The sequence below is a fragment of the Clostridium sp. LS3 genome, assembly GCF_055330225.1.
Genome location: NZ_CM143921.1, coordinates 799,339 through 825,164, shown reverse-complemented (window position 1 = coordinate 825,164; position 25,826 = coordinate 799,339). Strand labels below are relative to the sequence as shown.

Sequence of the window (25,826 nt, the reverse complement as noted above, 5' to 3'; positions counted from 1 at the left end):
ATAGATAAATTTGTATTAACCTTTAATTAAAAATATTAATTTATGTTATCCTAGAGCCACATCTAATACCATCATAACTATAAATCCTAATATTAATCCTAGTGTTGTTAACTTTTTATTTTCCATTGATGCTTCGGGTAATAATTCAGCTCCTACTACAGCAATCATTGCTCCTGCTGAAAATGATAATAGAAATGGTAGAATACTTCTTACTGATAAAGCTGCTATTACTCCTATAACACCAGCTATTGGTTCAACTAGGCCTGATGCTTGACCATATAAAAAACTTTTGTTTCTTGATATTCCTTCTCTTCTTAATGGTAGAGATACCGCTGCTCCTTCTGGAAAATTTTGAAGCCCTATTCCTAATGCTAAAGTCATTGCTGCAATCAAAGATGTACCTGGAATACCAACTGCAACTCCTCCAAATGCAACTCCTACCGCAAGTCCTTCTGGAATATTATGAAGTGTTACAGCTAAAACTAGCAATATACTTTTTTTATACTTTGTTGTTTTTGGCAAGCTTTTCTCATCTTTATTTGCTACTACACCATAAGAATAAGTATCCATTAATTTATCAGCAAATATTAAAAATAACCCGCCTAAGAAAAATCCTACTGCTGGAATCACAAAACCACTATATCCAAGTTCATTACAAAGTTCAATAGCAGGATTTAATAAAGACCAAAAACTAGCTGCAATCATTACTCCAGCTCCAAAGCCTAACATAGTATTTAGTATTTTTTTATCTACTTTTTTAAAGAAAAATACCAGTGATGCTCCCAAAGCTGTAATAAACCAAGTAAATAAAGTTGCAACTAATCCTTGTAAAACAGGGCTAAGTCCACTAAACCAATCCACGTCCTATCCTCCTTAGCATTTAAATTCCTTAATTACAATTTACTAAAGAGGATATCTTTTTGTTACAAATAAATACAAAATATTACATTTATAATTTAAAGGCCTTTCCCATCACCTAAACTCAGTCCCTTTTCTTCTAATATTTCATATATAGTTTTTGATGTGGTGTCGTCTATTGTATAACCAATTAAATCTAATATTTCTTTTAAGCTTTCCTCAGAAGATGTTTCAATCTCTAAATATGGAAATGGACAGAAACTTTCGTCATTTATATCTATTTCAATTAAAGAACCTTTTATCTCATAACTTTCTCTATACTTTTTAATTGACTGCCTAAGTTGCAATCCTAAAGATAAAAGAATTTTATTTGCTACTTCTTTATCTTCAACTATTGTTTCATTTTCTTCCATAACTTTAAAAGTATCTTGACTTAACATTTTTTTTGTTGTCATATATATAATTTCTTTATTTGTAATTTTATCATCTGTTATTCTTATTCTTGCATATCCTTTATTATTAAGAAGCCTATTATCTTCAAAATCATATATATTATTTATTTGATATTCTTCCTTTACCTTAGATGCTCCAAGCTCTCTAAGTTTTTTTCTAATTTCATCAACATTTATATCAATTATTCTAGTTTCTAATTCTTTCATGAAAATCTACTCCTTTCAAAAATTATATAAGATATTATACCATAGTAAAATTAAAAGCAGATAAGCTTTTATTCTTCCCTACCTTTAATTAAATTATATTAATCTATAGTTTTGTATTATTTAGTTTAATATTTATTATTGTATATTCTTTATAGGCACTACACAAAAAAATAGATATTACCATGTCTATTATTACAAATTTAACCTTATAGTATAAAATTTTTCATTTACTGTCCGAGATTAAATATGTAAGCAATAATTTACATTAATTCTATTAAATTGTATAATTATAGCAATTACATTTATAAAAATTTATTCTGTGAGGTTAAATTAATGAATTTTAAAAAAAAGACTCTAAATATTAGGGATTTAAAAGAAGGTATGGTTACAGCTGATGAAATATTGTCTAATGGTAAAGTTCTTGTAGGAAAAGATAAAGTTCTTACTGAGCATATGTTAAATAAATTAAATTCTCTTTGTACCTTTGATGATATTGAAATATACACCAATGAAAAAGATAATTCTGAGGAAATTGTAGCTTTAAAGGCTGCTGATAAAACCCTTAATAATATATCCATAGATGTTAAACTTATATTTGATAACGTTAAAACCCTTCAATCATATAACACAAATGAAATAAACAAATATGCAAAAAAATTAATGAAAGAACTTAAATTAAATAATAAAATATTAAAAAGTGTAGTATTGCATGGTAGCGGAGATGATTGTATATATAGACATTCTGTTAATGTTGCATCTTTAAGCTATTTATTTGGAAAGTGGCACGGATTAAATGACGCTCAATTACATAATCTTATATATGCTTCTTTGCTTCATGACTTTGGAAAAACTAAAATTGATAAAAAAATATTAAATAAAAAAGGAAAACTTAACAAAGAAGAATTTGAAACAATAAAAACTCATACAACTGTTGGATACAATGAAATAAAAAATATTCCTTTTATAAGTAAATCTGTGATTTATTCAATTTTAATGCACCATGAAAGATGTGATGGTTCTGGATATCCTCTTGGACTTAAAGGTAATCAAATTCATGAATTTGCTAAAATTATAGCTATTTCAGATACATTTGATGCGATAAATTCTAATAGATGTTATAAGAAAAAAAGTAAACCTTTGGAAGCACTTAGGATAATTCAAGAAGAAAGCTTAAATAAACTAGATTATACTCTATGTTGTACATTTCTAAAAGGTATGGCAAATTTCTATACTGGTCAAGAGGTATTATTAAACAATGATTCAAAAGCTAAAATAATACAAATTGATTTAAATAATATTTCTTCACCACTTATATTATGTGAAGATGAATTTATAGACTTAACTAAAACTGATGATTTATACATTGTAGAAATTTTATAAATTACGAATATAAAGGCTACGATAAATAGATATGTTTCATAAGCATATTCTATTTATCGTAGCCAACTTATATTTCTCCACTTAAAATTATTAAATGAAGAATTCTCCTCATTAATACATGTCATTAAATTTAATTCACAATTTATTACTTTAGGATATAACTTTAATAACTAAATATCTTACAATAGTTATTCATAATAAATATAAAAATATAATTTCCTAAAGAGTTTTTATTTTTTTGTCTTCTATTTCTGCTAGTATCTTAACTTTATCCATTAAGTTTTTAAATGATTCTGGCTTAATTGATTGTTGTCCATCACTTAAAGCACATTGTGGATTGTTATGTACTTCTATCATAAGACCATCTGCCCCTGCACTTATAGCAGCTTTTGCTAATGGTTCTACAAGATACCAATATCCAGCTGCATGGCTTGGATCTACTATTACTGGTAAATGTGATTTTTTCTTTACCATAGGAACTGCACTTAAATCTAATGTATTTCTTGTGTAATTTTCAAATGTTCTTATCCCTCTCTCACAGAGAATTACATTTTCATTACCTTCTGCCATTATGTACTCAGCGGACATTAACCATTCTTCTATAGTAGCTGAAAGCCCTCTTTTTAATAAAACTGGTTTATTAGTCCTTCCTATTTGCTTTAACAAATCAAAGTTTTGCATATTTCTAGCACCAATTTGAATTATATCAACATCTCTAACAAATATATCTATATAATCAGTTGACATTATTTCCGTTACTATTGGTAATCCAGTTGCTTCTCTAGCCTTTTTTAATAATTCTAACCCTTCTAATTCTAGGCCTTGGAAACTATATGGAGATGTTCTTGGCTTAAATGCTCCTCCTCTTAAAAAAGTTGCACCTGATTCCTTAACACTTTTAGCTATTTCAATTATTTGTTCTTCACTTTCAACAGAGCAAGGTCCTGCCATAACAGCTAGGTTATTTCCTCCAATTAAACTTCCCTTTACATCAATTACAGTATTCTCAGGTTTAAATAATCTATTAGCCTTCTTGTATGGTTCTTCAACATTAAGGACCTTATTAACTCCTGGAAATCTTAAAAGTTTATCTGAATCTATTGCCCTAGTTTCTCCAACTACTGCCAATATACAAAATGTAGCCCCTTGTGATAAGTGAACTTCTAACCCTCTACTCTCTAATTCTCTCTTAACCTTCCATACTTCATCTTTATTACAATTTGGATTCATTATAATAATCATCGCTGTCCTCCATGCTACAAAACAATTTAAACTGTAAAATTTAAAATTATTTCTTATTCTTTAATGCTTCCATCGCCATTACATAACCATATTCTTTAAAGCCACAGATTTGACCTATACATGCTGGTGCTATAACTGACTTATGCCTGAATTCTTCTCTTGCATGTATATTTGATAAGTGTACTTCTATAGTATTTATATTTACTGCTTTTATTGCATCAAATATAGCATAACTATAATGGGTATATGCTCCTGGATTTATTATTATTCCATCATAAATTTCATAATATGCTTTATGAATTGTATTGATTATTTCACCTTCAATATTGCTTTGAAAAAGTGTTATATCGATATTTCTTTTTTGCCCCTCTTCTTTTATATAATTGCATATATCTTCAAAATCTCTAGTTCCATAAATGCCTTTCTCTCTTATTCCAAGCATATTTAAATTAGGACCATTTATAACTAGTATTCTCATAAAATCGCTCCTTTATATTAAGCTTATAGCTATAAATATATATGATTCTAATTCACTATTAAACTTACTTTTTGAATTTTAACTACTGCTTTCAATTTAAATATAGATAATGTAGAATATTAATTAGAGCATATATATATTACTTTTAATTTTATATACAATATCATTTATTGTTCCATCATTAACTATCTTAAAATCACAATATTTATTATATAAATTATATCTTTCTAAATATAAGTTGTAAAGTTTAGACTTACCTTCTGCTAATAACGGTCTTGAATTGATATCAATATCATTAGCTATATCTTCTATTTGTCTGTCAATAAATATAATTATACTATTTCCCTTAAATAACTCTATATTCTTCTTTCTTTTAATTACCCCTCCACCAGTTGATATAACAGCTTTATTCTTATTGCTTAATTCTGCACAAGCCCTTGTTTCATAATCTCTAAAATGCTCTTCATTTATATTGAATAATTCTTTTATAGTTTTATTGGAAATTTCCTCTATATAATTGTCCATATCATAAAAATCATAGTTTATATCCTTAGCTAGCTCTTTTCCAATAGTTGTTTTTCCACATCCTGGCATACCAATTAGTAAAATTATATCTTTATTCATTTTTGTTCTCCTTTAAACTAAATGAATTTCAATTTTATTTTCTCATATATCTTTTTTATTACTTCTTCTTCTATTTTTTTCTCTTGCCATATCTCTTGACTTTTAACTGCCTGCCCTATAAGCATATAAAGTCCTCCAATGTTTTTCTTTCCTAATGACTTTCCGATACTTAAAAACATAGTTTCAGTTGGATTATATATTAAGTCTAATAAAACATCAAAATTTTTTATTACATATTCACAAACTGGAGTTTTATCTATATTTGGATACATACCAACAGGAGTTGAGTTTATAATTATATCTCCCCTTAAGTCTTCTAATTGGTCGTAACTTATAACTTTAACATTTTCTAAATTAAATTCTCTTTTATCTGGATTTCTACTTACTATATAAACATTACTTATACCATTATCTAAAAGATAATATAAAACTGCCTTACAAGCTCCTCCATTCCCTAATATAACTGCTCTTTTCCCCTCTACATTAATATCATTAGCTTTTAACATATATCCAAAACCATAATAATCAGTATTATGTCCATATAACTTATTATTCTTTAACCATATGGTATTTATAGCCCCTATTCTCTCTGCCTCTTTGGATATACTGTCTATATGTTTAATTATTTCTTCTTTATATGGTATTGTAACGTTTGCTCCTTTTATTTTTAATATTTTTAAAGCCTTTGTGAACTCTTGAAGGTTTTTCTCATTAACCTCAAATAACTTATAAGCTCCTTCTCTATCTATTAATTTTAATATTTCACTATGAATTTGAGGCGATAAGCTATGTGAAAGCTTTTCTCCTAATAATCCATAAAACTCCATAATTATGTCTCCTTAAACTATTATTTTAATTTTTATTATAGCATAATCAATTTATTATTTCTTTATAAATAATTAGAGTGATGAACCTGACTAATTTAAGTTAGTTTCACCACTCTTCTATTATTGCAAATTTGAATTTTTTATAAATTTAAAATCATTATCTAATGTAAACCCTTGTCTTTTATAAAATTTAACTTCTTCTTCATTACAGTTTTTATTCGAAGATATAATATAATTTGCCCCTTTACTTTTTTCACTTTTTTCTAGTTCTAACATCAATTGATGTCCTACACCAAGCCCCCTATACTTTTCGTCTACAATTATATCTTCAATTCCAACTACCTTATTAGCTTTTATATCCTCATTTAAATTACTACTAATATAGCCTATAACATCATCATTTAATTGAGCTACAATCATTAAATGATTTCTATCTTCTAAAATAGATTTTACCTTGGAATAATCTATCTTAGAATTAAGCTTATTAATATCATTATAATCATTTAACTCCATCTCTCTAACATCAAAACCCACCATAGAAATTCCTCCCCAGCCTTAGTAAACCTTTTCAAAATATAGTTTTTTAAAAAGATTGTTATTTTTATACCCTTTTAATTTTTCTGAAAATTCTAATAATTATTGGTATACTAATTATACATCTAAAACTTCCTAATTTCTACTATTTTTTTATGCTCTTCTAATAAAAGCTTTCAAAAGAGAACGTGGACATATGTAAATTTACTTATTCCAACGCCAACTTACATACGTCCACGTACAAACTAAAATTAAGGAAAGTATAAAGAAAAAATCTAATTTCCCTAATTTAATTGCTAGAATTCTTATCTTCTTTAATTATATTTTCTTGAAGAATCCTACTTAATTCCATTATATTTTTAAAAAAGCTCTGTGCAAAATTAGAATAATTCTTATTCTTAAGCTTCATTATATTTTTTTCTATAACTTCCTCTTCTCTTTTTCCATTAAAAATTGGTAAACTGTTTTTCTTTTTATAGTCTCCAACTTCAGCTGAAATATCCATCCTTTTCTCAAATAGTGCTATTAGTTCTTTATCAATGGTATCAATTTCTTTTCTATAGTTATCTAACTCATTCATTCCTATTCTATCCCCTTTATTAAATCAAGTAAACCTATTGCTGTCACGGCTTCAATAACTGGTACTGCTCTTTGAACTATACAAGGATCGTGTCTTCCTTCTACTTTTAATTTTACATTTTCTTTAGTTTTTATATCTATTGTATTTTGTTCTTTTATAATAGAGGCTGTAGGCTTTATAGCAACCTTAAATACTATTGGCATTCCATTAGTTATTCCACCTAATATTCCACCATTGTTATTAGTTTTTGTCTTAACCTTATCTTTATCATAATAATATTCATCATTGCACTCTGAACCAAACATATTAGTCATTTCAAAGCCCTTACCAAACTCTATTCCCTTTACAGCTGGTACTGAAAATATTAAATGGGCTAATGTAGACTCTACTGAATCAAAAAATGGATTTCCTATCCCTGGATTTATTCCTATAACAGCACACTCTATACTTCCACCAACAGAGTCTCCTTCATATTTTGCTTGTAGTATCGTGTTTTTTATTTTCTCTTTTAGGGAATTATCTATTAATGGTAATTCCTTGTTTCTTAATTCTAATAATTCTTCTTTGGATATATTTATACTATTAAATTCTTTATCAACTACATTCTTTATTGAAGAAATGTGGGCTCCAATAAATATTCCTTTTTCCTCTAATATCTGTTTGCATATAGCTCCAGCAAATACTAGTGGAGCAGTTATTCTTCCTGAAAAGTGCCCTCCCCCTCTATAATCATTGAAACCAGAATATCTTGAATTTCCTGTAAAATCAGCATGACCTGGTCTCATATAATCTTTTGTTTTACTATAATCTTTTGATCTAGTATCACCATTTCTTATTATTGCACAAAGAGGGGTTCCTGTAGTTCTTCCTTGGAAATAACCACTTAATATTTCAGGAAGATCCCTTTCTTTTCTTGCTGTTGATATTTGATTTTTACCTGGAGCTCTTCTTGACATTTCCAAAAGAATTTTTTCCATATCAATTTCAAAGCCTGATGGTAACCCATCTATATTTATTCCTATAGCATTTCCATGGGATTCTCCAAATATAGAAACCTTTATGCTATTCCCCCATATCCCACTCATCTACACTGCCTCCTAGCATTTTAAAATCCTCAAAGAAATTTGGATATGATTTCGCAACACAATCACAATCCTTTATTATTATAGGCTCTTTACACCTAGTTGAGGCTATAGCTAAGCTCATTGCTATTCTATGATCTTTCCAGCTCCAAACTTCAACTCCACCTTCAAATTCATCTACTCCCTCTATTATAAGCCCATCTTCTTTTTCTTCTACTTTAGCACCAATCTTATTAAGCTCAGTTGCTATCGCTTTTAGCCTATCGCATTCTTTAATTCTAAGCCTTCCTCCATTTATAATTTCAGTTCTCCCTTTTGCTAAAGCTGCAACTGTTGACAATACTGGAATTATATCAGGACATTGAGATGCATCTATAACAGTTGATATTAATTCATTATCTATAGTGCAATTAATGCTATTTTCATTAACGTGAAATTTAGCACCCATTCTTTCTAATATCTCTATTACCTCCTTATCTCCCTGTAGTGATTTTATATTTAAGTCATCAATTACAACACTTGATCCTAAGGCATCTGCTGAAAGATAAAATGCTGCTTGAGAGTAATCTCCCTCAACTCTATAGTTTCTAGATATATATCTTTGGTTACCTTTAATTATAAACTCTTTATAATTATTATTTTCTATTTCTATTCCAAAATCCTTCATACAAGAAAGAGTTAAATCTATATAACCTTTTGATTCTATATCAGTAGTTATAATTATTTTAGAGTCACCATCTAGTAAAGGAAGAGAAAATAATAACCCAGTTATAAACTGTGAGCTTATATTCCCTGGCAAAGTAAACTCTCCTGATTTTAGAACACCTTTAACTATCATATTTAATTCGTTCTCAACATAATTATATTTAATTCCCTGTTCTTTAAATATATCAAAATATGTATCTAAAGGTCTTTTTCCTAAGTTACCTTTGCCCACAAATTTAGTAATTCCATCAAATAAAAGAGAAATAGGTATTATAAATCTTAAAGTAGAACCTGATTCATTACAGTCAATAACCCTAACATTACTTTTTATTGAATCTTCTCTATACATTCCACTAACAATCACTTTATCTTCTTCTTTAATAATTGTTGCTCCTAAAGCAATCATTGCATCTATAGTTGCATTAATATCATCTGAGTAATCTATATTCTCTATAGTAGATGTTCCCACTCCAAGAGCTGCACAAATAATAGCTCTGTGTGACATACTCTTTGAGGGAGGCACCTTAACAATTCCATCTAATTTAGATCTTCTTATTTTTAATGTCTTCATAAAACACCACCCTTATTAATGATTATGGTAATAAAATAACTTTCACTAACTTTATTATATTGTTCTCTTAATTTCTTATTTTCAGATTCTCTTATTCTATAAATATTTTGCTAGTAGTTGTATATATAAAGCTATTCCCTATTTCTTTTAGAAATATTAAATTAAGATTTGCCCCTAAATTCTTCTTATCTAATTCTACTGTCTTAATTATTTCATTAATATTAATATTTAATTCATATGGTAATTGGTATTTAATTAATATCCTCTTTATTCTATCTGCTGTACCACCTTTAGTATACTTCAACGTTTCGCTTAATTTAGTTATTTCATACATTCCTATTGCAATAGCTTCTCCATGTGTATACTTACTATATTTAAAGTATTGTTCTATTGCATGCCCTATTGTATGACCAAAATTTAAAAGCATTCTTTCTCCAGTATCCTTTTCATCTTTTTCCACAATTTCTGCTTTAATTTTGCAACAATTGTGAATAATGTATTCTATATTGTTTATAACTTCTTTTTTATCTCTATAATTAAATAGCCTTTCAAAAAAATCTTTATCCTCTATACAACCATATTTAATAACTTCAGCCATACCATCATTAAAAACTCTTTCACTTAAAGTTTCTAAAACTATAGGATCTATAATAACCTTCTTTGGATGATAAAAACTACCTACTAAATTTTTTCCCTTATCTAAATCTACTCCTACTTTTCCTCCTACACTGCTATCTACTTGAGCAAGTAAAGTAGTTGGACATTGTACAAATGGTACACCCCTTAAATAAGTAGATGCAACAAATCCTCCTAGATCTCCAATAACTCCACCACCTAAGGTTATAATTAAATCACTTCTAGTAAATTTAAAATTTAAAAGTTCATCATATATTAAAGGTAAAGTAAAAAAGACTTTTGTTTCTTCCCCTGGATCCAACACTAACTTTTTACATTCATATCCTTCTTGAGTTAAGCTATTTAAAATATTGCTACCATAATGCTTATCAACATTTTTATCAGTTAAAATAAAAACTTTATTTCCTTTAAAAGTCCCCTTTATTTCATAAGCAATTTTATTTAATAAGCCTTTTTCTATAATAATATCATAGTTACTATGATTTAAATTTACAGATAATTTCAAAACATCACCTCTTACAATTAAACTAATTAGAGAATTAAGACTACTATTAAAAACTCTTTAACACTACAATATAGGAGCAATTAACATAATTAAAGCTTCTTTAATTCTTATCCATTTCCCTCTATTGTTATATTCATCCATCGTAACAAGATTACAAACTTCTATATCTTTATAAAAAACTTCCTCTTGTGCTTTAGCAAAATCATCTTCAAATATAAATGCATTTATTTCAAAGTTCAATTGAAAACTTCTTATATCTAAATTAGCTGTCCCTATACTACATACTTTCCCATCTGCTACGATAGTTTTCGCGTGAATAAATCCTTTTTGGTATCTATATATCTTTACACCACATTCTATAAGTTCACCCATATTGGCGCTAAGTATCCACTCCATAAAGAAATGATCTGGCTTTCCTGGAACCATTATTCTTACATCTACTCCTGATAAAGCTGCTATTTTTAAAGCTTCTTTCATTGGCTCATCTGGGACTAAGTATGGGGTTTGAATATACACATTTTTCTTCGCATTATTAATTATTTTCATATATGCATTTTTTATATACTCTTCTTTATGATCTGGACCTGATGATATTATTTGCATCCCTACTTCCCCGTAGATTTCTTGCTTAGTGAAATATTTTTCATAGCTTTTAAGTTCTCCTTCTGATGCATAATCCCAATCTAGTATAAATCTCTTATTTAGTTCATTTACAGCTTCACCTTGAACTCTTATGTGCGTATCTCTCCAAAAATCAAACTGTTTTCCCTTATTTATATATTCATCACCTACATTGAATCCACCTACATATCCTATCTTGCCATCTATAACAACAATTTTTCTATGATTTCTATAGTTTAAACGTATATTTATATAAGGTAATATTCCTGGGAAAAAAACTTTGAATTTTATTCCTAAGCTCCTTATATATCTAATATCCTTTCCTCTTATACTCTTAGATCCCATAGCATCAACTAAGAGTCTAACTTCAACTCCATCATCTACTTTTTTCTTTAACTCATTTATAATTTTCTTTCCTAATCCATCTAGTCTAAATATATAATACTCAATATGTATAAAATCTTTAGCAGATTTTATGTCTTCAACTAAATCATTAAATTTTTCTTCTCCGTTTATATAGCTTTTAATGCTATTTCCTGTTGTATAAAGAGCTCCTGAATGGTTATAATTCATCATTATAAGATCCATATACTCATCAGATATTCTCTGCGCTCTTTTTTCTTCCTTAAATTCTTCTAATAATTTTCTGGATTTCTTTTCATCTGTAACTTTCTTTTCTCTAAATATTTTTTGTCTACTTAAATTTTGACCAAATATCAAATATATTATAAATCCTACCCCTGGAAGAACTAATAATATCAATAACCATGCCCAAGTAGTAGTTGGCTCTTTTCTCTCTATAAATATTAGAGATATTGCAGATAAAATACTAATAGCATAAGCTACTATTAATAAAATAGATGCATTCATTTTATATCACCTCTATCTGAACTTATTTTATTCTATTATCTTATTATATACATTTTTATAATATTATGAAAGAAATAAGAATTTATATTGCAATTTCCAATTCGTTTTTATTATAAATTGTTGAGCTCTGAAACTCTTATATAAAAATATAAAAAGAAGTTATATCTCTAATGACTTTATTAATCATTAGAGAATAACTCCTTTTCTGAGAATCTATATACTTATAATTAGTTTTGTCCGAAATATCTGTCTAATAATCCCTTGAATGCTTGACCATGTCTAGCTTCATCTTTACACATTTCATGAACTGTGTCATGAACTGCATCTAAGTTTAATTGCTTAGCTAATGTTGCTAAATCTTTCTTTCCTTGGCAAGCTCCGTGCTCTGCATTTACTCTAGCTTGTAAGTTAGCCTTTGTATCTGCTACTACTACTTCTCCAATTAATTCTGCAAATTTAGCTGCATGTTCTGCTTCTTCAAATGCTATTCTCTTATATGCTTCTGCTACTTCTGGGAATCCTTCTCTGTCCGCTTGTCTTGACATTGCTAAGTACATTCCTACTTCTGTACATTCTCCTACAAAGTTAGCTTGTAATCCTTCCATTACTCTTGGATCTACATCTTTTGCTACTCCAACTCTGTGCTCATCTGCCCATGCTAAGTCTCCTGATTGTTCTACGAACTTATCTGCTCCAACCTTACATACTGGACATTGTGCTGGTGCCATATCCCCTTCATGAACGTATCCACATACTGTACAAACAAATTTCTTCATAATTTAAAATCCTCCTCATTTATATCTTAATTTAATTATAATCTTTTTTAATTTTGTAATTCCTGTTTACATTTATTATTATATAATAATAATTATTAGTTGTAAAGAGTTTTTTATAAAATTTTATAATAAATAAAAGTAAGACACTTTTATGATTTAAAAGTATCCTACTTTTATAAATAAACTTAAATTTTCTTAACTTAACGTATTTTTATATAAAGAGATATTTGATGACTAATTATAGAATTTTACTTAAGTGAGTTTTCTATTTCTGTAAGCATTACATCTGTTGACATTAATCCGCTACCACCTATATACCATGCTTGTGGATTTAAATAAACAATGTTGCCTTCTTTATATGCGTCTGTTGTTTTTACTAATTCATTTTCTATAACTTCTTTCGCTGGTTTTTGATTTCCGCCTACTACAGCTCCTCTATCTATAACAAATAAATATCCTGGGTTTTTAGCTTTTAAATATTCATATGAAACATCTTGTCCATGTCCTGACACCTCAATTTTATCATCAGCAGGAGCGAATCCAAACTTATCATATATCATTCTGAATCTTGATTCTTGTCCAAAGACACTTATCTTACTATCACTAACCATTGAAACTAAGGCAGTTTTATTTAATTCTTTAACTTTTTTGTTTACTGCTTCAACTCTAGTATTTATATCTTTTAATTTATTATCAGCTACATCCTTTTTATCAAATATAGTTCCTAAAACATCTATATTTGTCTCTAATGATCCAAAATGATCTCCATCCTTTGTTCCTAAGAATACTACTGGTGCTATTTTAGCTAGCTCGTCATAAAAAGATTCTTGTCTTCCTTCTATTATAATTAAATCTGGTTTTAATTCATTTATTTTTTCCATATTAAATTCTTTTAAAGCACCTAAATCAGCATATTTACTATCTTTATACTTTTCTAAATATGATGGTAATGAATTTTTAGGCAACCCAACTGGTTCTACCCCTAATTCAGTCATTATATCTAATGAACCTAAATCTAATACAACTACTCTTTCTGGCTTTAATGGAACTTCTTTTTCTCCCTTTCTATCTACAATTTTAACTGTCTTTTCGACTTGTGTTTGTTTTGTAGATTCGCCCTTAAATTTATATACTCCAAAGCCAGCAAGCATTAATACTATTATAATACCTATAATTATTCCTATTTTTTTATTCATTTTAAAATTCCTCCATTTTATAAAAATTTATATTAATTATGTTAAAAATATATACATATTCTTTGATTATTAACTTCTCTTATATTAAAGTTCATCTCATAAAGTTTACTTAAGCTATCCTCTGTAATAATATTTTCCCAGTTGCCATTTTCAACTAATTTCCCATCCTTTAAAGCAACTATATTATCTGAATAGCATGATGCAAAGTTTATGTCATGAATAACTATTATAATTGTTTTACCTAAATCATTAACCATTTTTCTAAGTAGCTTCATCATTTCTGCTGAATGCTTCATATCTAAATTATTTAATGGTTCATCTAAAAGTATATAATCTGTATCTTGAGCTACTATCATAGCTATATAAGCTCTTTGCTTTTGCCCACCACTAAGCTCATCTAAATATTTATCTTGTATATCCGTAAGCTTCATATATTCTAAAGCCTTGTCTACTAAAATTTCATCTTCTTCTTTTAACTTTCCTTCACAATATGGGAACCTTCCAAAGGATACTAATTCTCTAATTGTTAATCTTATATTTATATTGTTACTTTGCTTAAGTATAGATAATTTTTTTGAAAGTTCTTTTGTATCCCATGATTTAAGCTCTTTACCATCTATAAATACCGCTCCTTCATCCATATCCATAAGTCTTGATATTATAGATAGAACTGTGCTTTTTCCTGCACCATTAGGACCTATAAAAGATGTTATTTTTCCTTTTTCTATATTAAAAGAAACATTTTCTAAAACTTTTTTACTTCCATAACTTTTACTTATATTTTTAACTTCTATCATGCTCTACTCTCCCTTAACAGTAAATTTATAAAATAAACTCCTCCTATGAAGTTAATTATTATTCCCACTGTTGTATTAAAATTAAATACTCTTTCTACTAAAAATTGTCCTCCTACCAAAGCTATAACACTAATCAATATACCTACTATAATTAATTCAGTATGCTTATGGCTTCTTATAATTTCATAAGTTAAATTTACTACTATAATTCCTAAGAAAGTTATTGGTCCAACCAAGGCTGTTGATAAAGATACCAATATTGCTACTATTACTAATATCTTTTTACTAAATTTATCGTAATCTATACCTAAATTTATTGCTTGTTCTCTACCTAATGACATAACATCTAGTTTTTTAAAGTCATCATATAAGAATGCAAAAAGTATTAGTATAACTATAATTGATACAAACAGTATCTGTGTATTTACTAAACTAAATGAAGCATATAATCTACTTTGTAATGCATCATATTCATTAGGATCTATAAGAACTTGAATAAAAGTTGAGAAACTTCTAAATAAAGTTCCTAGTACTGTTCCTACTAAAAGCAAGAAAAATATATTGTTTTTCCCTTTTTTTAATACAACTTTAAATAACAGCATTGCAAGTCCTATCATAATTGTTCCTGATACTATGAAGTTTATAGTTTTGTTAGTCATAAATATAGAGCTTGACCCAAATACGAATACTACAAAACTTTGAACTAAGCCATATAATGCATCTAATCCTATTATGCTAGGTGTAATAATTCTATTATTTGTAATAGTTTGAAATAGTATTGATGCTACTGCTATTGTTCCTCCTGCTATTATTATCCCTAAAACCTTTGGAAGTCTATGTGATAAATTGTAAGTATAGTTATTAGAATTTAATCCCCATACAATATATAAAATTAAAAAAATTACTGCTAGTATAAAAAGTGCCCATGTTCTTTTTTTCTTATTTATCATTACTTATTCCTCCTAAATATTAGATAAAGGAATATTATTCCACCAATTACCCCAACAGTTAAATCTATTGGTATTTCATAAGGGAAAATTATTAAACGACTTAATATATCACATGCTAATAAAAAGCTAGATCCTAAAAGTGCAACTAAAGGCATATTATTTTTTAAGTTGTCCCCTTTCCAAATAGATACAATATTCGGGATAATAAGTCCTATAAATGGGATACTTCCAACTGTTATTACAACTAAAGCTGATATTAATGCAACTAATATAACTCCTATATTAGTTACTCTTTTGTAGTTTAGCCCAAGGCTAACTGACATCTCTTCCCCCATACCTGCTAATGTAAACTTATGTACATATGAAAAAGCAATTATTACCAAGGGAATACTTAAGTACAATATTTCATAGTTTCCCTTTATTACTGATGAGAAACTACCTTGCATAAAAACTCCAATATTTTGAGTTAAATTGTATTTGAATGCAAAGAAATCTGTTATTGAGCCTATTACATTTCCGAGCATTATACCTACTAAAGGAATAAAAATTACATTTTTAAATTTTATCTTTTTAAGTATTGCCATAAAAATAAAAGTACCCATTATTGCAAATAAAAAGGATAAAAACATTTTTTGCATTATAGTAGCTGAGTTAAACACTATTAATGAAAATAAAACTCCAAGCTTAGCCGAATCAACTGTTGCTGCTGTTGTTGGAGAAATAAATTTATTATTACTTATTTGCTGCATTATAACTCCACTAATGCTCATTCCTATTCCGGCTACTAATATGCTTAACACCCTAGGTATCCTACTTATCATAAGCACTTCTATTTCTTCTGCTCCTATATTAAAAAAATTAATATCTGATACTCCAACAAATAGGGATATTACTGATAATATAATAGTAGTTGCTATTAAAGATTTCTTAGTCATATACTCACTCCTGTTATTTGATAATACCTATCAACTGATTATCATTATAAATGATAAAGATTATCATTGTCAATATACTTTTGGAAAATCAATCTAATTCTTTTTATATAGAATTAACATTTTTAAATTTTCTGCATATTATGTAATATATCAATAACTTATGAAAAAAGGAGAAATACAAATGAGTATTGACAATTATCCAAATAATTTTTATTACGATGATTCTTCAAATGATTATTCAGAATCTAAAGCAATGTACGAAGAAGATGAATGTGATGATAAACACAGATGGCATGATGAGCACAAATGTCATGATGAGCATAGATGTGATGATGATCACAGATGTCATGAAAAACATTGTAGAGAAATAAGATTAGCTTCAAGTATAATTCCATTTGCATCAGGAGGTACTGTAAGTTTAAATGTAATTCAACCTAATACTGTTAATGTAAATGAAAGTGCAATTGCTTTTGGTAATAATGCAACTCCACTTACATTAAATGTACCGAGTGGAACTATTACTTTGCCGCTAGCGGGCACTGTTAATATGGCATTTACTATGCCAAGAAATGGAATTATAAGATCACTAGCTGCAGATTTTACTTTATCTAATTTATCAGGTATTACTGCAGGGGCAGTTCTTATAAGGGCTCAGTTATACAGATCATTCCCACCAAGTATTACTTTCACAGCAATACCAGGTACAGAAGTAACATTAGCACCACCAATCACAGGTGCTTCAATTATAGGTAGTGTATCTACTGGAATTAGGCGAAATATAAATATACCTGTAAGAAGGCAAACACGCTTAATGTTAGTTTTCTCAGCTATAGCTCAAGGAACAACAACTGTTGCTCCTAATCCAATAGTAGGTTATGCAAGTGCAGGATTGGGTATATTATAAAAAATTTAAAATAGATTTAAATAATATCTTATAAAAAATAAAAAATAGGGGATATTTTCACATGTCTAAATTGTGAAAATATCCCCTTCTTTAAAATACTAATTATTGATTTTTAAATATTAATTATCTTTATACTTATTTATATCTCTTTTAATAGATACTAGTAGATTGTTAAGTTCATATATCTCTCCATCTTCTATTAACTTATTTAATGAACTTTCATATCTACTTGCTTCAGCAAACTTTCCTAATGATATAAGAGTTAATATATTATGCATTATACTTGAAATAATATCTGACTTTATTTCAAATAGCCTTTGAGCATCTTTAATTTCATCCTTAATATCAAGCATTTGTTCATCTAATTCAAAAGCTGCATCAGCTGCTTTCTTAAGCTTCTCTCTTACATTATCAGGTAATTGTTTTTTATACTTATAATTTAAAGAATGCTCTATAGTTGCCCAAAAGTTCATAGCTAATGTTCTTATCTGAAATTCAGCTAATATCTCCTTTTGGCCTTCTGCCATATTTATTGGATACTTAATTATAATATGATAGCTTCTATATCCACTTTCTTTTACACCTCTAACATAGTCCTTTTCATAGAGTATTTGCATATCTTTTCTTGCTCTTAATATTTCTACAACTCTATCTATATCATCTACAAACTGACACATTATCCTAATGCCAGCTATGTCTTCAATTTCATATTGAAGCCTATCTAAAGGAATTCCGAATTTATTAGCTTTTTCAAGAAGACTTGATATTTCTTTTACTCTTCCTGTAACAAATTCTATTGGAGAATATTCATTCTTCTTTCTATATTCCTTTCTTATGCTTCTAAGTTTTACTTTCAGTTCATCTACAGCCTGTTCATAAGGCATAAAAAAACTTTTCCAATCTTGAATTGCCATATCTTATCACCCTTTTCAAACTTCACCTTAACTATTATATCAAAAATATTAAAATGTGTAATCAAATTATTTAAGTTATATTCTTATATTTATAAATGCCTTATCTACAAAATTACTCCAATATGTTATAATTAACTATATGTGTAATATTGAGGTGGTAACTTATGATAAAATCTTCAGACAACATAAATACTAAAGATTTAAAAGAAGTAAACGATAATAATCATAAATTAATAAATAATTTATTCCTTAAGGAAGTATCTTGTCCAGTTTGTGATAACTCTTTTAGAACACCAGCTGTAAAGGTTAATGCACCTAGAGTTGTTTCTAGAGACTCAGACTTATTTATAAGATATTCTGTTATAAACCCATATTTTTATGAAGTATGGTTATGCCCAACTTGTGGTTACGCGTCCTTAAAAACAGATTTTAATAAAATAAGAGAATTTCAAATAAAACTAGTTAAAGAAAAAATCACACCTAAATGGATCAATCGTGAATATGATATTCCTTTTAATGAAAAAATTGCAATTGAAAGATATAAATTAGCTTTACTTAACGCCTTAATTATTGAAGGTAAGAGTAGTACTAAAGCTATGCTTTGCTTAAAAATCGCTTGGATGTACAGGCTATTAATGGACGATGTTAATGAAAAAAACTTTATTAAACAAGCATTAGTAGCTTTTAATGATACATTTACGAATGAAAAACTTCCAGTATATGGATTGGATAGGTTTTCTATTATGTTCCTAATCGGTGAATTATATAGAAGAATTAGTGAAGATACCCTTGCTCTAAAATGGTTTTCTGAAGTAATTACTTCTATAGGTTCACCTCAAAAAATAAAAGAGATGGCTCGTGATGGAAAGGATAAAATTAGGAGGTACTAAAATGGGTTTATTTTCTAAATCAAAGAAGAATAGTGAAGTAACCAAAAATAATGTAGAGGAAATTTCAAATGAGTTCGTTACTACTAACATTAACAAAAAAGAAAATGCAAACGAGAATCTAAAAAATGAGATGGTTATGTTAAGTGAAAGCAGTTCTAGTATATCTAGTGCAATACACGATGTTAATAGTTCATTATCAAATTTAACTACTGCTACTCTTACACAAGCTGAAGAAATTAATAATGTTAACAATATAATGGCAAATTTCAATAGTCGTATGGAACAGTTAGCTTATAATGTTACTAATGTGCAAATAGCAGTATTTGATACAGATAAAGTTGCTGATGAAGGATTAAATACATTTACTGGCTTAAATGAATCATTAATGTCATTACAACAAGCTTTCACAATAGTAAGCCAAACTGTAAATTCTCTTGTTTCAAAATTAGAATCAGTAAATACAATTACAGATTCTATAAGTCAAATTGCAAGCCAAACAAACTTACTTTCGCTTAACGCAGCAATTGAAGCTGCAAGAGCTGGAGAAGCTGGTAGAGGCTTCTCAGTAGTTGCTGGTGAAGTAAGAAAGCTTGCTGAAAACTCAAAGCAATCTGTTGAAAGTATCACTAAAATATTAGATGATATTAAATCTGATATAATCGATACTTCAAAAGCTGTGCAAGCTGGTAGTTCAGCTATAGATAATCAACAAAAAACCCTTCTTAGCACTAAAAGTAGCTTTACAAATATAAAATCATCAATAAGTGATTCAATTACAGAAATTGATAGCTGTATAGAAAATCTAACTGTAGCTTCTTCTGAAAAAGATAATGTTTTATCTACAATAGAAAGAGTTTCTACTATTTCTCAAGAGCATTCTGCTTTATGTGAAGAAATTGCTGCAAATATGGACTTACAAACAACTAGCCTAGAAAAGCTTGATGATACTATATCTTCATTAAATAATCAAATTTAATAGTATAAATAAATATCTCACAATAGTTATCTAGAATAAATATAGAAATATAATTTCATAAAGAGTAAAAAGGGATATGCAAAACATATCCCTTTAGTTTTTAAGTTTTTTAACTCTTATTTAAATAAATAGGTTAACATTAGAATCATCAGCTTCTCCAAGGTAATATCCTACACCACCATAGCTTATACCATCTATTAATTCTTCTTTTTTAATTCCCATAACATCCATAGACATTGTGCAAACTACTATTTCAACTCCATTTTCAATAGCTGCCTCCATTAAGTCTTCAAGAGATTGAATGTTTTTGTTGTTCATGACACCTCTTATCATTTTAGCACCCATTCCTCCCATATTCATCTTTGATAAGCCTAGCTTTTTGCTACCTCTTGGCATCATGATTCCAAAGGCTTTTTCTATTAAATTCTTGGAAGTTTTAATTTTTTCTGGTTTTCTTAATATATTTAGTCCCCAGAAAGTGAAAAACATAGTGACTTTTTTACCCATCGTTGCAGCACCATTTGCTATTATAAATGAAGCTATAGCTTTATCTAAATCTCCACTAAACACTACCATTGTTTGTCCATTTTTAGTTGGAAGATTTGAACAAGCATTAGAAACTGCTTTTTCTGATAAAAACTGATCTGAACATTTTTTAATCGTAGCTTCTATTATACCTTTATTCTTTTCTATGCTTAAAAGTCTATTATTAGTCTTTTTAGTCCATGCTTCAATATCTCTACAGAAACCCTCATCTGATACCTTTACTTTTAGTACTTCTCCATCATCCATAGTATCCATAGTTGCTTTTACTTGCATTAATGGTCCTGGACAAGATAATCCAGTTGCATTCAATTCTCTTATTTGATCTGCTGCTACTTCCTTCATTACAGAATCTCCGCCATAGTTATTTTCGTTATTATCATCCATAGAATCTTCTATAACTCTAGCTTTATAGTTCCAGTTTGCATAAGTTTTGTATCCACCGTTTAAGTTTCTAGCCTTAAACCCATTAGCCTTTAATATTCTTACAGCTATATAACCTCTTATACCAACAGCACAGTAAACCAAAATCTCCTTATCCTTATCTAACTTATCTAAGTTTTCTCTTAAATCATTAACTGGTATATTTATCGAATCTTTTATTTTACCAAGTTCAACTTCTTGCTTGTCTCTTGTATCTAGTAAAATTTGCTTTGATGAATCAAAGTCTTTTAACTCTTCTATGTTTATAGTATCTACTAATCCTTTGTTTTGATTTTGAGCAACAAAACCTGCCATATTTGCTGGAGATTTTGCTGATAAAAATGGAGGTGCATATGCAAGTTCAAGCTCTGCTAGGTCTTCCATTGTTCCACCAAATTTAATTGAAGTTGCTATTACATCTATAAATTTATCTACACCTTCGTAACCTAAAGCCTGTGCTCCTAATATTTTTCCTTCAATATCATATATAACTTTAATTGTTAATGGTGTAGCATCTGGATAATATCCCGCATGGCTCATTGGATGTAAATAAGCCTTATTAAATTTAATTCCAAATCTATTTAGTGTTCTTTCATTATTTCCAGTTGATGCAGCAACCATATCAAAAACTTTAATTATTGAAGTTCCTAATGTTCCTTTATAAGCTGAGTTTAATCCAGCTATATTATCTGCTACTATTCTTCCTTGTCTATTTGCAGGTCCTGCTAATGGGATAAATGATTCTTTTCCATTTACATAATCTTTAACAACTACGGCATCTCCTACTGCAAAAATCCCCTCTTTATTTGTTCTCATATGATCATCAACTATTATATGACCTCTTTCCCCAAGCTCTATTCCTGTATCTCTAATAAAAGAAGTGTCAGGAGTAACTCCAATTGCTGAAATGACCATATCAGCAACTATTTCTTTTCCACTTCCAAGGTTAACCTTTATTGAATCTGAAGTTTCTTCAAATCCATTAACCTTGTCATTTAGTATTATGCTTATGTCATTTGCATTTAATTCTCTTTCAATTAAACATGAAAATTCAGAATCAAATGGTGCTAAAACATGAGGCGCAGCTTCAACTAAAGTTACTTTTATTCCTCTTTCTTTTAAGTTTTCAGCCATTTCTACTCCGATAAATCCTCCTCCTATAACAACAGCAGATTTAATCTCTTTCGAATCTACATAAGCTTTTATTCTATCTATGTCTGGAACATTTCTAACAGCAAATATTTTTTCACTATCAATCCCTGGTAAATTAGGTCTTATTGGTTTAGCTCCTGGTGATAGAACTAAGTAATCAAAGTTCTCTTCATACTCACCATCCTTTAAAGATTTAACTTTAACAGTTTTCTTTTCTGAATTAATACTTAATACTTCACTATTAACTCTAACGTCTATATTAAATCTAGATTTCATTTTTTCTGGTGTTTGAAGTAAAAGTGCGTCTCTTTCTTTTATAACTTCTCCAACATAGTAAGGAAGTCCACAATTTGCAAATGAAATATATTCACCTTTTTCAAACATTACTATATCAATATTTTCATCTAACCTTCTAAGTCTAGCTGCAGCAGATGCTCCTCCTGCAACACCACCAACTATTAAAACCTTCTTTTTCATTTAAAATCCTCCTAAATTAAATAATACTAATCTTTATAAAAATTTAAATAAATGAATTTCATTTTAATATCTATTTAATAAGTTATTTGTATATTATAATATTACGATTTATGCTATAAATTTAAAGAACAGCTTTATATTAGCTGTCCTAAATTAACAACTACTTATTATCACTTATCATTCAATAAGTGATTTTATTATTTTTCCTGCTCTTTTATCTACTACTTCATAAACTATTTCTAGTCCATTTCTTTCACCTTTTATTATTCCAACACTTTTTAGCTTTTGTAAATGCTGAGAAATTGTAGATTGAGGCATCCCTAAACAACTATGCATATTAGTTACATTACAACAACCTTTTTCTAAAAGATTCTTTACTATACAAAGTCTAACAGGATGAGCTAAAACCTTTAAAAACTCTGCTATATCTTCATATTGTTTATAATTACTATCCAAGCTATCACCTCTTCCCCCTTCTCAATATAAATATCATCGCACTTTGTTATTAATCTGTCAATAATATTACTATATTCAAATTTTATGATATTGTTACTGAGATGTCAATATAAATTTAATAACTCCAATTTATAATTTTAATTTTTCCTCTACTTAGTTTTAAAATGCCACGTTTTTCTAAAGCTTTTAAACTTCTGCTTACAACTTCTCTAGATGAGCCTATATCAGCTGCAATTTTTTCATGAGTGGTATAAATTATCTTACTACCATTATTATCTTTCATTTTTTCCTTAAAATAATTTATAAGTCTATTTTCTATACTGTCAAATGTAACTTTTTCTAACCCTTGCACTACATCTTCAAACTTATTATATAAATTTTTAAATATATATTTTAAGAAACTACTATTATCTAATAAGGTTCTTTTAAAAAAGTCCATTGGTATAAGGGCAATAACAGAATTCTCTTCTACTTCTGCAAAAGAAGTATCTTCTGATTTAGTTAATGCACATAGTATTGTATTAAAACAATTATCACCTTTTTTCAACCTATATAAAGTTATGTCTTTACCGTCATCCCCTAATTTGTAAACTCTTATTGTTCCTTCTAGTATAAAAGAAAAACCTATACAACTTTGTATATTATTAAACATACTATCTCCAATTGAATAATTATTTATAATGATTCTATTGAAAAGCTCTTCTAATAAATCTTCATTTAAATCTTTTAAGAATGGATAACTTTCCATTAATTCATTTCTTAAATCCATATTATACATACCTCATAAACTCTAAAAAAAGTAAAACTAATATTATTTTAGCTTTACTTTTTTTCTTTATCAACCCATTTGATAACTATTTTAATTTATAGTCCTAATAAATTATCTATTCTATTCTTGTCAAACCCAACAACTATTTTTCCATCTATATCTAAAACAGGAACTCCCATTTGTCCACTCTTGTTTACCATTTCCATAGCTGCTGCTCTATTTAAGCCTACGTTAACTTCTTCATAACTTATATTGTTAATTGTTAAATAATTTTTAACCTTAGTACACCATGGACAAGTGTTTGTTGTATAAACTCTTATATTATTCATTTTTATTTCCTCCAATATCATATTATTTATTCTATGATATAAGTATATTCTTTTATATTGTTTTTGACTGTAACAAAGTCACAAAACTTAATTTTTATATTATTATATTAATTTGCTTTTATATAGTTTACTGCAGATTATACTGCTATTTACCATATAAAAATAATCTACATTTTAGATATGCAAAAATCTAAAATGTAGATTATTTTATAAAATTCTTTTAGGATTAAAATCTAAAAAATCACAGGCTGTCATTATATATTCAATTCCTTCGTATTCTCCATTAAGTGCATTTGCTAATGAAGGTCCATGTAAATGTCCATATATAACCTTCTCTACAGCATATTCTTTAAATAGCTCTGTAAAGGCTGAAGGTTCTCTTTTCTCGTTAATTGGAGGATAATGTATCATCACTATTATCTTTGTATATCCTTCTGCTTTTGCTTTATCTAGGGAAAGTCTTAATCTTATAAGTTCTCTATTAAATATCTTTTTATCCTTTTCTGTAAATCTATCTGTTCCTTCTAAGATCCATCCTCTTGAACCACAAATAGCATAATCCTCATAGGTATAAAAATTATTCTGGAGAAACTTTGTGTTTTCATACATCTTATTAAGCTTTGATATTCCACCCCACCAATAATCATGGTTTCCCTTTGATATAATTTTTTTCCCTGGCAGGGCATTTATCCAATCTAAATCAACTTTACTTTCATCCGATCTCATTGACCAAGATATATCTCCTGCTATAAGCACTGTATCATCATTTGTGATTTTATTCATCCAATTATCCTTTATCTTTTCATCATGCTTAAGCCACTTTTCTCCAAATATGTCCATTGGTTTGTCTGTTGTAAAAGCAAGATGAAGATCTGAAATAGCATATAAAGCCATTTAATCTACTCACCTTTCTACTATTCTATCTAAATCTGTTACATATGCAATAATATGTGCTACTGCTTCATAAAGATCAGAAGGTATTTGTTCTCCTATATCTACATTACAAAGCAAGTCTGTCAATTCCTTATTATACACTACAGGAACATAATTTTCTTCTGCTTTTTCAAGTATTTTATCTGCAATATGTCCCATTCCACTTGCTGTAACAATTGGAGCAATTAAATTTTCTTCATATTTTAAAGCAGCAGCCTTTTTTCTTCCTTTCAT

28 protein-coding genes are annotated in these 25,826 nt (G+C 28.2%); 4 read left to right on the top strand and 24 right to left on the bottom strand.

Going from position 1 to position 25,826, the window contains the following annotated elements; translation table 11 throughout:
• Nucleotides 1-45 precede the first annotated feature (45 nt).
• The gene (locus ACZJV1_RS03815) at nucleotides 46-861 is read right to left on the bottom strand and encodes a ZIP family metal transporter (protein WP_463651504.1); all 816 of its coding nucleotides are present in this window, start codon (nucleotides 859-861) and stop codon (nucleotides 46-48) included.
• Nucleotides 862-956: 95 nt separating this feature from the next.
• A complete protein-coding gene (locus tag ACZJV1_RS03810; protein ID WP_463651503.1) occupies nucleotides 957-1,517 on the bottom strand; it encodes a class IV adenylate cyclase in 561 nt (186 codons plus the stop codon).
• Nucleotides 1,518-1,850: 333 nt separating this feature from the next.
• Between ACZJV1_RS03810 and ACZJV1_RS03805 the strand changes: the two genes are divergently transcribed.
• Nucleotides 1,851-2,897: an HD-GYP domain-containing protein gene (locus tag ACZJV1_RS03805; protein ID WP_460286258.1), complete on the top strand. Its 1,047-nt coding sequence runs from the start codon at nucleotides 1,851-1,853 to the stop codon at nucleotides 2,895-2,897.
• A 219-nt stretch (nucleotides 2,898-3,116) separates the two neighbouring features.
• On the opposite strand, the gene aroF is transcribed toward ACZJV1_RS03805, so the two are convergent.
• From aroF to ACZJV1_RS03730, 15 genes are all read right to left on the bottom strand, one after another.
• Complete coding sequence (aroF, locus tag ACZJV1_RS03800) at nucleotides 3,117-4,139, bottom strand: 3-deoxy-7-phosphoheptulonate synthase (protein ID WP_463651502.1); 1,023 nt, start codon at nucleotides 4,137-4,139, stop codon at nucleotides 3,117-3,119.
• Nucleotides 4,140-4,185: 46 nt separating this feature from the next.
• Nucleotides 4,186-4,617 (bottom strand): type II 3-dehydroquinate dehydratase, encoded by a 432-nt coding sequence (gene aroQ / locus ACZJV1_RS03795; RefSeq protein ID WP_463651501.1) that lies wholly within the window; start codon nucleotides 4,615-4,617, stop codon nucleotides 4,186-4,188.
• Between the two features lie 123 nt (nucleotides 4,618-4,740).
• Nucleotides 4,741-5,241, bottom strand: a complete 501-nt coding sequence (locus tag ACZJV1_RS03790) for a shikimate kinase (protein WP_463651500.1) — start codon at nucleotides 5,239-5,241, stop codon at nucleotides 4,741-4,743.
• A gap of 17 nt (nucleotides 5,242-5,258) precedes the next feature.
• Nucleotides 5,259-6,068, bottom strand: coding sequence for a shikimate dehydrogenase (aroE, locus tag ACZJV1_RS03785; RefSeq protein ID WP_463651499.1), 810 nt, complete (start codon nucleotides 6,066-6,068; stop codon nucleotides 5,259-5,261).
• 120 nt (nucleotides 6,069-6,188) lie between these two features.
• Nucleotides 6,189-6,605, bottom strand: a complete 417-nt coding sequence (locus ACZJV1_RS03780) for a GNAT family N-acetyltransferase (RefSeq protein ID WP_463651498.1) — start codon at nucleotides 6,603-6,605, stop codon at nucleotides 6,189-6,191.
• 286 nt (nucleotides 6,606-6,891) lie between these two features.
• The gene (locus ACZJV1_RS03775) at nucleotides 6,892-7,182 is read right to left on the bottom strand and encodes a chorismate mutase (protein ID WP_463651497.1); all 291 of its coding nucleotides are present in this window, start codon (nucleotides 7,180-7,182) and stop codon (nucleotides 6,892-6,894) included.
• 2 nt (nucleotides 7,183-7,184) lie between these two features.
• Nucleotides 7,185-8,267, bottom strand: a complete 1,083-nt coding sequence (gene aroC, locus ACZJV1_RS03770) for a chorismate synthase (protein WP_463651496.1) — start codon at nucleotides 8,265-8,267, stop codon at nucleotides 7,185-7,187.
• The gene (aroA, locus tag ACZJV1_RS03765; protein WP_463651495.1) at nucleotides 8,245-9,540 is read right to left on the bottom strand and encodes a 3-phosphoshikimate 1-carboxyvinyltransferase; all 1,296 of its coding nucleotides are present in this window, start codon (nucleotides 9,538-9,540) and stop codon (nucleotides 8,245-8,247) included. The genes aroC and aroA overlap by 23 nt, the downstream gene beginning before the upstream one ends.
• Before the next feature lie 91 nt (nucleotides 9,541-9,631).
• Nucleotides 9,632-10,681, bottom strand: a complete 1,050-nt coding sequence (aroB, locus tag ACZJV1_RS03760) for a 3-dehydroquinate synthase (RefSeq protein WP_463651494.1) — start codon at nucleotides 10,679-10,681, stop codon at nucleotides 9,632-9,634.
• A gap of 63 nt (nucleotides 10,682-10,744) precedes the next feature.
• Nucleotides 10,745-12,172, bottom strand: coding sequence for a cardiolipin synthase (gene cls / locus ACZJV1_RS03755; RefSeq protein ID WP_460286248.1), 1,428 nt, complete (start codon nucleotides 12,170-12,172; stop codon nucleotides 10,745-10,747).
• A 227-nt stretch (nucleotides 12,173-12,399) separates the two neighbouring features.
• The gene (locus ACZJV1_RS03750; protein WP_411168699.1) at nucleotides 12,400-12,948 is read right to left on the bottom strand and encodes an NADH peroxidase; all 549 of its coding nucleotides are present in this window, start codon (nucleotides 12,946-12,948) and stop codon (nucleotides 12,400-12,402) included.
• Nucleotides 12,949-13,196: 248 nt separating this feature from the next.
• Nucleotides 13,197-14,144 carry a siderophore ABC transporter substrate-binding protein gene (locus ACZJV1_RS03745; protein ID WP_463651493.1) on the bottom strand — a complete coding sequence of 316 codons (948 nt, stop codon included), beginning with the start codon at nucleotides 14,142-14,144 and terminating at the stop codon, nucleotides 13,197-13,199.
• A gap of 41 nt (nucleotides 14,145-14,185) precedes the next feature.
• Entirely contained in the window at nucleotides 14,186-14,941 is a 756-nt protein-coding gene (locus tag ACZJV1_RS03740; protein WP_463651492.1) for an iron ABC transporter ATP-binding protein, read from the bottom strand.
• Nucleotides 14,938-15,891 (bottom strand): iron chelate uptake ABC transporter family permease subunit, encoded by a 954-nt coding sequence (locus ACZJV1_RS03735; RefSeq protein WP_463651491.1) that lies wholly within the window; start codon nucleotides 15,889-15,891, stop codon nucleotides 14,938-14,940. The genes ACZJV1_RS03740 and ACZJV1_RS03735 overlap by 4 nt, the downstream gene beginning before the upstream one ends.
• The gene (locus ACZJV1_RS03730) at nucleotides 15,891-16,826 is read right to left on the bottom strand and encodes an ABC transporter permease (protein WP_463651490.1); all 936 of its coding nucleotides are present in this window, start codon (nucleotides 16,824-16,826) and stop codon (nucleotides 15,891-15,893) included. Before ACZJV1_RS03730 ends, ACZJV1_RS03735 begins: the two co-directional genes overlap by 1 nt.
• A 181-nt stretch (nucleotides 16,827-17,007) precedes the next feature.
• Here ACZJV1_RS03730 and ACZJV1_RS03725 point away from each other — a divergent pair, with 181 nt between their 5' ends.
• On the top strand, nucleotides 17,008-17,730 hold the full coding sequence (locus tag ACZJV1_RS03725; protein ID WP_463651489.1) for an exosporium glycoprotein BclB-related protein: 723 nt from the start codon (nucleotides 17,008-17,010) through the stop codon (nucleotides 17,728-17,730).
• 119 nt (nucleotides 17,731-17,849) lie between these two features.
• On the opposite strand, the gene yjbM is transcribed toward ACZJV1_RS03725, so the two are convergent.
• Nucleotides 17,850-18,644 (bottom strand): GTP diphosphokinase, encoded by a 795-nt coding sequence (yjbM, locus tag ACZJV1_RS03720; protein ID WP_411169912.1) that lies wholly within the window; start codon nucleotides 18,642-18,644, stop codon nucleotides 17,850-17,852.
• 164 nt (nucleotides 18,645-18,808) lie between these two features.
• Between yjbM and ACZJV1_RS03715 the strand changes: the two genes are divergently transcribed.
• Nucleotides 18,809-19,534 (top strand): DUF2225 domain-containing protein, encoded by a 726-nt coding sequence (locus ACZJV1_RS03715; RefSeq protein ID WP_463651488.1) that lies wholly within the window; start codon nucleotides 18,809-18,811, stop codon nucleotides 19,532-19,534.
• 1 nt (nucleotide 19,535) lies between these two features.
• Entirely contained in the window at nucleotides 19,536-20,510 is a 975-nt protein-coding gene (locus tag ACZJV1_RS03710; protein WP_463651487.1) for a methyl-accepting chemotaxis protein, read from the top strand.
• 120 nt (nucleotides 20,511-20,630) lie between these two features.
• On the opposite strand, the gene ACZJV1_RS03705 is transcribed toward ACZJV1_RS03710, so the two are convergent.
• The 6 genes from ACZJV1_RS03705 to ACZJV1_RS03680 all read right to left on the bottom strand — a co-directional run bounded on the left by ACZJV1_RS03705 (nucleotide 20,631) and on the right by ACZJV1_RS03680 (nucleotide 25,826).
• Nucleotides 20,631-23,105 (bottom strand): DsrE/DsrF/DrsH-like family protein, encoded by a 2,475-nt coding sequence (locus tag ACZJV1_RS03705; RefSeq protein ID WP_463651486.1) that lies wholly within the window; start codon nucleotides 23,103-23,105, stop codon nucleotides 20,631-20,633.
• 177 nt (nucleotides 23,106-23,282) lie between these two features.
• Nucleotides 23,283-23,561, bottom strand: coding sequence for an ArsR/SmtB family transcription factor (locus tag ACZJV1_RS03700; RefSeq protein ID WP_411169908.1), 279 nt, complete (start codon nucleotides 23,559-23,561; stop codon nucleotides 23,283-23,285).
• A gap of 115 nt (nucleotides 23,562-23,676) precedes the next feature.
• Nucleotides 23,677-24,330: a Crp/Fnr family transcriptional regulator gene (locus ACZJV1_RS03695; RefSeq protein ID WP_460286237.1), complete on the bottom strand. Its 654-nt coding sequence runs from the start codon at nucleotides 24,328-24,330 to the stop codon at nucleotides 23,677-23,679.
• A gap of 95 nt (nucleotides 24,331-24,425) precedes the next feature.
• Complete coding sequence (locus ACZJV1_RS03690) at nucleotides 24,426-24,659, bottom strand: glutaredoxin family protein (protein WP_460286236.1); 234 nt, start codon at nucleotides 24,657-24,659, stop codon at nucleotides 24,426-24,428.
• Between the two features lie 207 nt (nucleotides 24,660-24,866).
• On the bottom strand, nucleotides 24,867-25,553 hold the full coding sequence (locus ACZJV1_RS03685) for a metallophosphoesterase (protein ID WP_460286235.1): 687 nt from the start codon (nucleotides 25,551-25,553) through the stop codon (nucleotides 24,867-24,869).
• A gap of 9 nt (nucleotides 25,554-25,562) precedes the next feature.
• Nucleotides 25,563-25,826: an EscU/YscU/HrcU family type III secretion system export apparatus switch protein gene (locus ACZJV1_RS03680; RefSeq protein WP_411169905.1), complete on the bottom strand. Its 264-nt coding sequence runs from the start codon at nucleotides 25,824-25,826 to the stop codon at nucleotides 25,563-25,565.

What these genes read in the sequence shown, in the direction of transcription:
- ACZJV1_RS03705 (WP_463651486.1), bottom strand. Translation starts at nt 23,105, where the DNA reads ATGAAAAAGAAGGTTTTAATAGTTGGTGGTGTTGCAGGAGGAGCATCT.
- ACZJV1_RS03690 (WP_460286236.1), bottom strand. Translation starts at nt 24,659, where the DNA reads ATGAATAATATAAGAGTTTATACAACAAACACTTGTCCATGGTGTACT.
- ACZJV1_RS03715 (WP_463651488.1), top strand. Translation starts at nt 18,809, where the DNA reads ATGATAAAATCTTCAGACAACATAAATACTAAAGATTTAAAAGAAGTA.
- ACZJV1_RS03740 (WP_463651492.1), bottom strand. Translation starts at nt 14,941, where the DNA reads ATGATAGAAGTTAAAAATATAAGTAAAAGTTATGGAAGTAAAAAAGTT.
- ACZJV1_RS03810 (WP_463651503.1), bottom strand. Translation starts at nt 1,517, where the DNA reads ATGAAAGAATTAGAAACTAGAATAATTGATATAAATGTTGATGAAATT.
- ACZJV1_RS03745 (WP_463651493.1), bottom strand. Translation starts at nt 14,144, where the DNA reads ATGAATAAAAAAATAGGAATAATTATAGGTATTATAATAGTATTAATG.
- ACZJV1_RS03725 (WP_463651489.1), top strand. Translation starts at nt 17,008, where the DNA reads ATGAGTATTGACAATTATCCAAATAATTTTTATTACGATGATTCTTCA.
- ACZJV1_RS03685 (WP_460286235.1), bottom strand. Translation starts at nt 25,553, where the DNA reads ATGGCTTTATATGCTATTTCAGATCTTCATCTTGCTTTTACAACAGAC.
- ACZJV1_RS03805 (WP_460286258.1), top strand. Translation starts at nt 1,851, where the DNA reads ATGAATTTTAAAAAAAAGACTCTAAATATTAGGGATTTAAAAGAAGGT.
- ACZJV1_RS03695 (WP_460286237.1), bottom strand. Translation starts at nt 24,330, where the DNA reads ATGGATTTAAGAAATGAATTAATGGAAAGTTATCCATTCTTAAAAGAT.
- ACZJV1_RS03780 (WP_463651498.1), bottom strand. Translation starts at nt 6,605, where the DNA reads ATGGTGGGTTTTGATGTTAGAGAGATGGAGTTAAATGATTATAATGAT.
- ACZJV1_RS03790 (WP_463651500.1), bottom strand. Translation starts at nt 5,241, where the DNA reads ATGAATAAAGATATAATTTTACTAATTGGTATGCCAGGATGTGGAAAA.
- aroE (WP_463651499.1), bottom strand. Translation starts at nt 6,068, where the DNA reads ATGGAGTTTTATGGATTATTAGGAGAAAAGCTTTCACATAGCTTATCG.
- ACZJV1_RS03750 (WP_411168699.1), bottom strand. Translation starts at nt 12,948, where the DNA reads ATGAAGAAATTTGTTTGTACAGTATGTGGATACGTTCATGAAGGGGAT.
- ACZJV1_RS03775 (WP_463651497.1), bottom strand. Translation starts at nt 7,182, where the DNA reads ATGAATGAGTTAGATAACTATAGAAAAGAAATTGATACCATTGATAAA.
- cls (WP_460286248.1), bottom strand. Translation starts at nt 12,172, where the DNA reads ATGAATGCATCTATTTTATTAATAGTAGCTTATGCTATTAGTATTTTA.
- aroQ (WP_463651501.1), bottom strand. Translation starts at nt 4,617, where the DNA reads ATGAGAATACTAGTTATAAATGGTCCTAATTTAAATATGCTTGGAATA.
- aroA (WP_463651495.1), bottom strand. Translation starts at nt 9,540, where the DNA reads ATGAAGACATTAAAAATAAGAAGATCTAAATTAGATGGAATTGTTAAG.
- aroC (WP_463651496.1), bottom strand. Translation starts at nt 8,267, where the DNA reads ATGAGTGGGATATGGGGGAATAGCATAAAGGTTTCTATATTTGGAGAA.
- aroF (WP_463651502.1), bottom strand. Translation starts at nt 4,139, where the DNA reads ATGATTATTATAATGAATCCAAATTGTAATAAAGATGAAGTATGGAAG.
- ACZJV1_RS03710 (WP_463651487.1), top strand. Translation starts at nt 19,536, where the DNA reads ATGGGTTTATTTTCTAAATCAAAGAAGAATAGTGAAGTAACCAAAAAT.
- yjbM (WP_411169912.1), bottom strand. Translation starts at nt 18,644, where the DNA reads ATGGCAATTCAAGATTGGAAAAGTTTTTTTATGCCTTATGAACAGGCT.
- ACZJV1_RS03680 (WP_411169905.1), bottom strand. Translation starts at nt 25,826, where the DNA reads ATGAAAGGAAGAAAAAAGGCTGCTGCTTTAAAATATGAAGAAAATTTA.
- ACZJV1_RS03735 (WP_463651491.1), bottom strand. Translation starts at nt 15,891, where the DNA reads ATGATAAATAAGAAAAAAAGAACATGGGCACTTTTTATACTAGCAGTA.
- ACZJV1_RS03730 (WP_463651490.1), bottom strand. Translation starts at nt 16,826, where the DNA reads ATGACTAAGAAATCTTTAATAGCAACTACTATTATATTATCAGTAATA.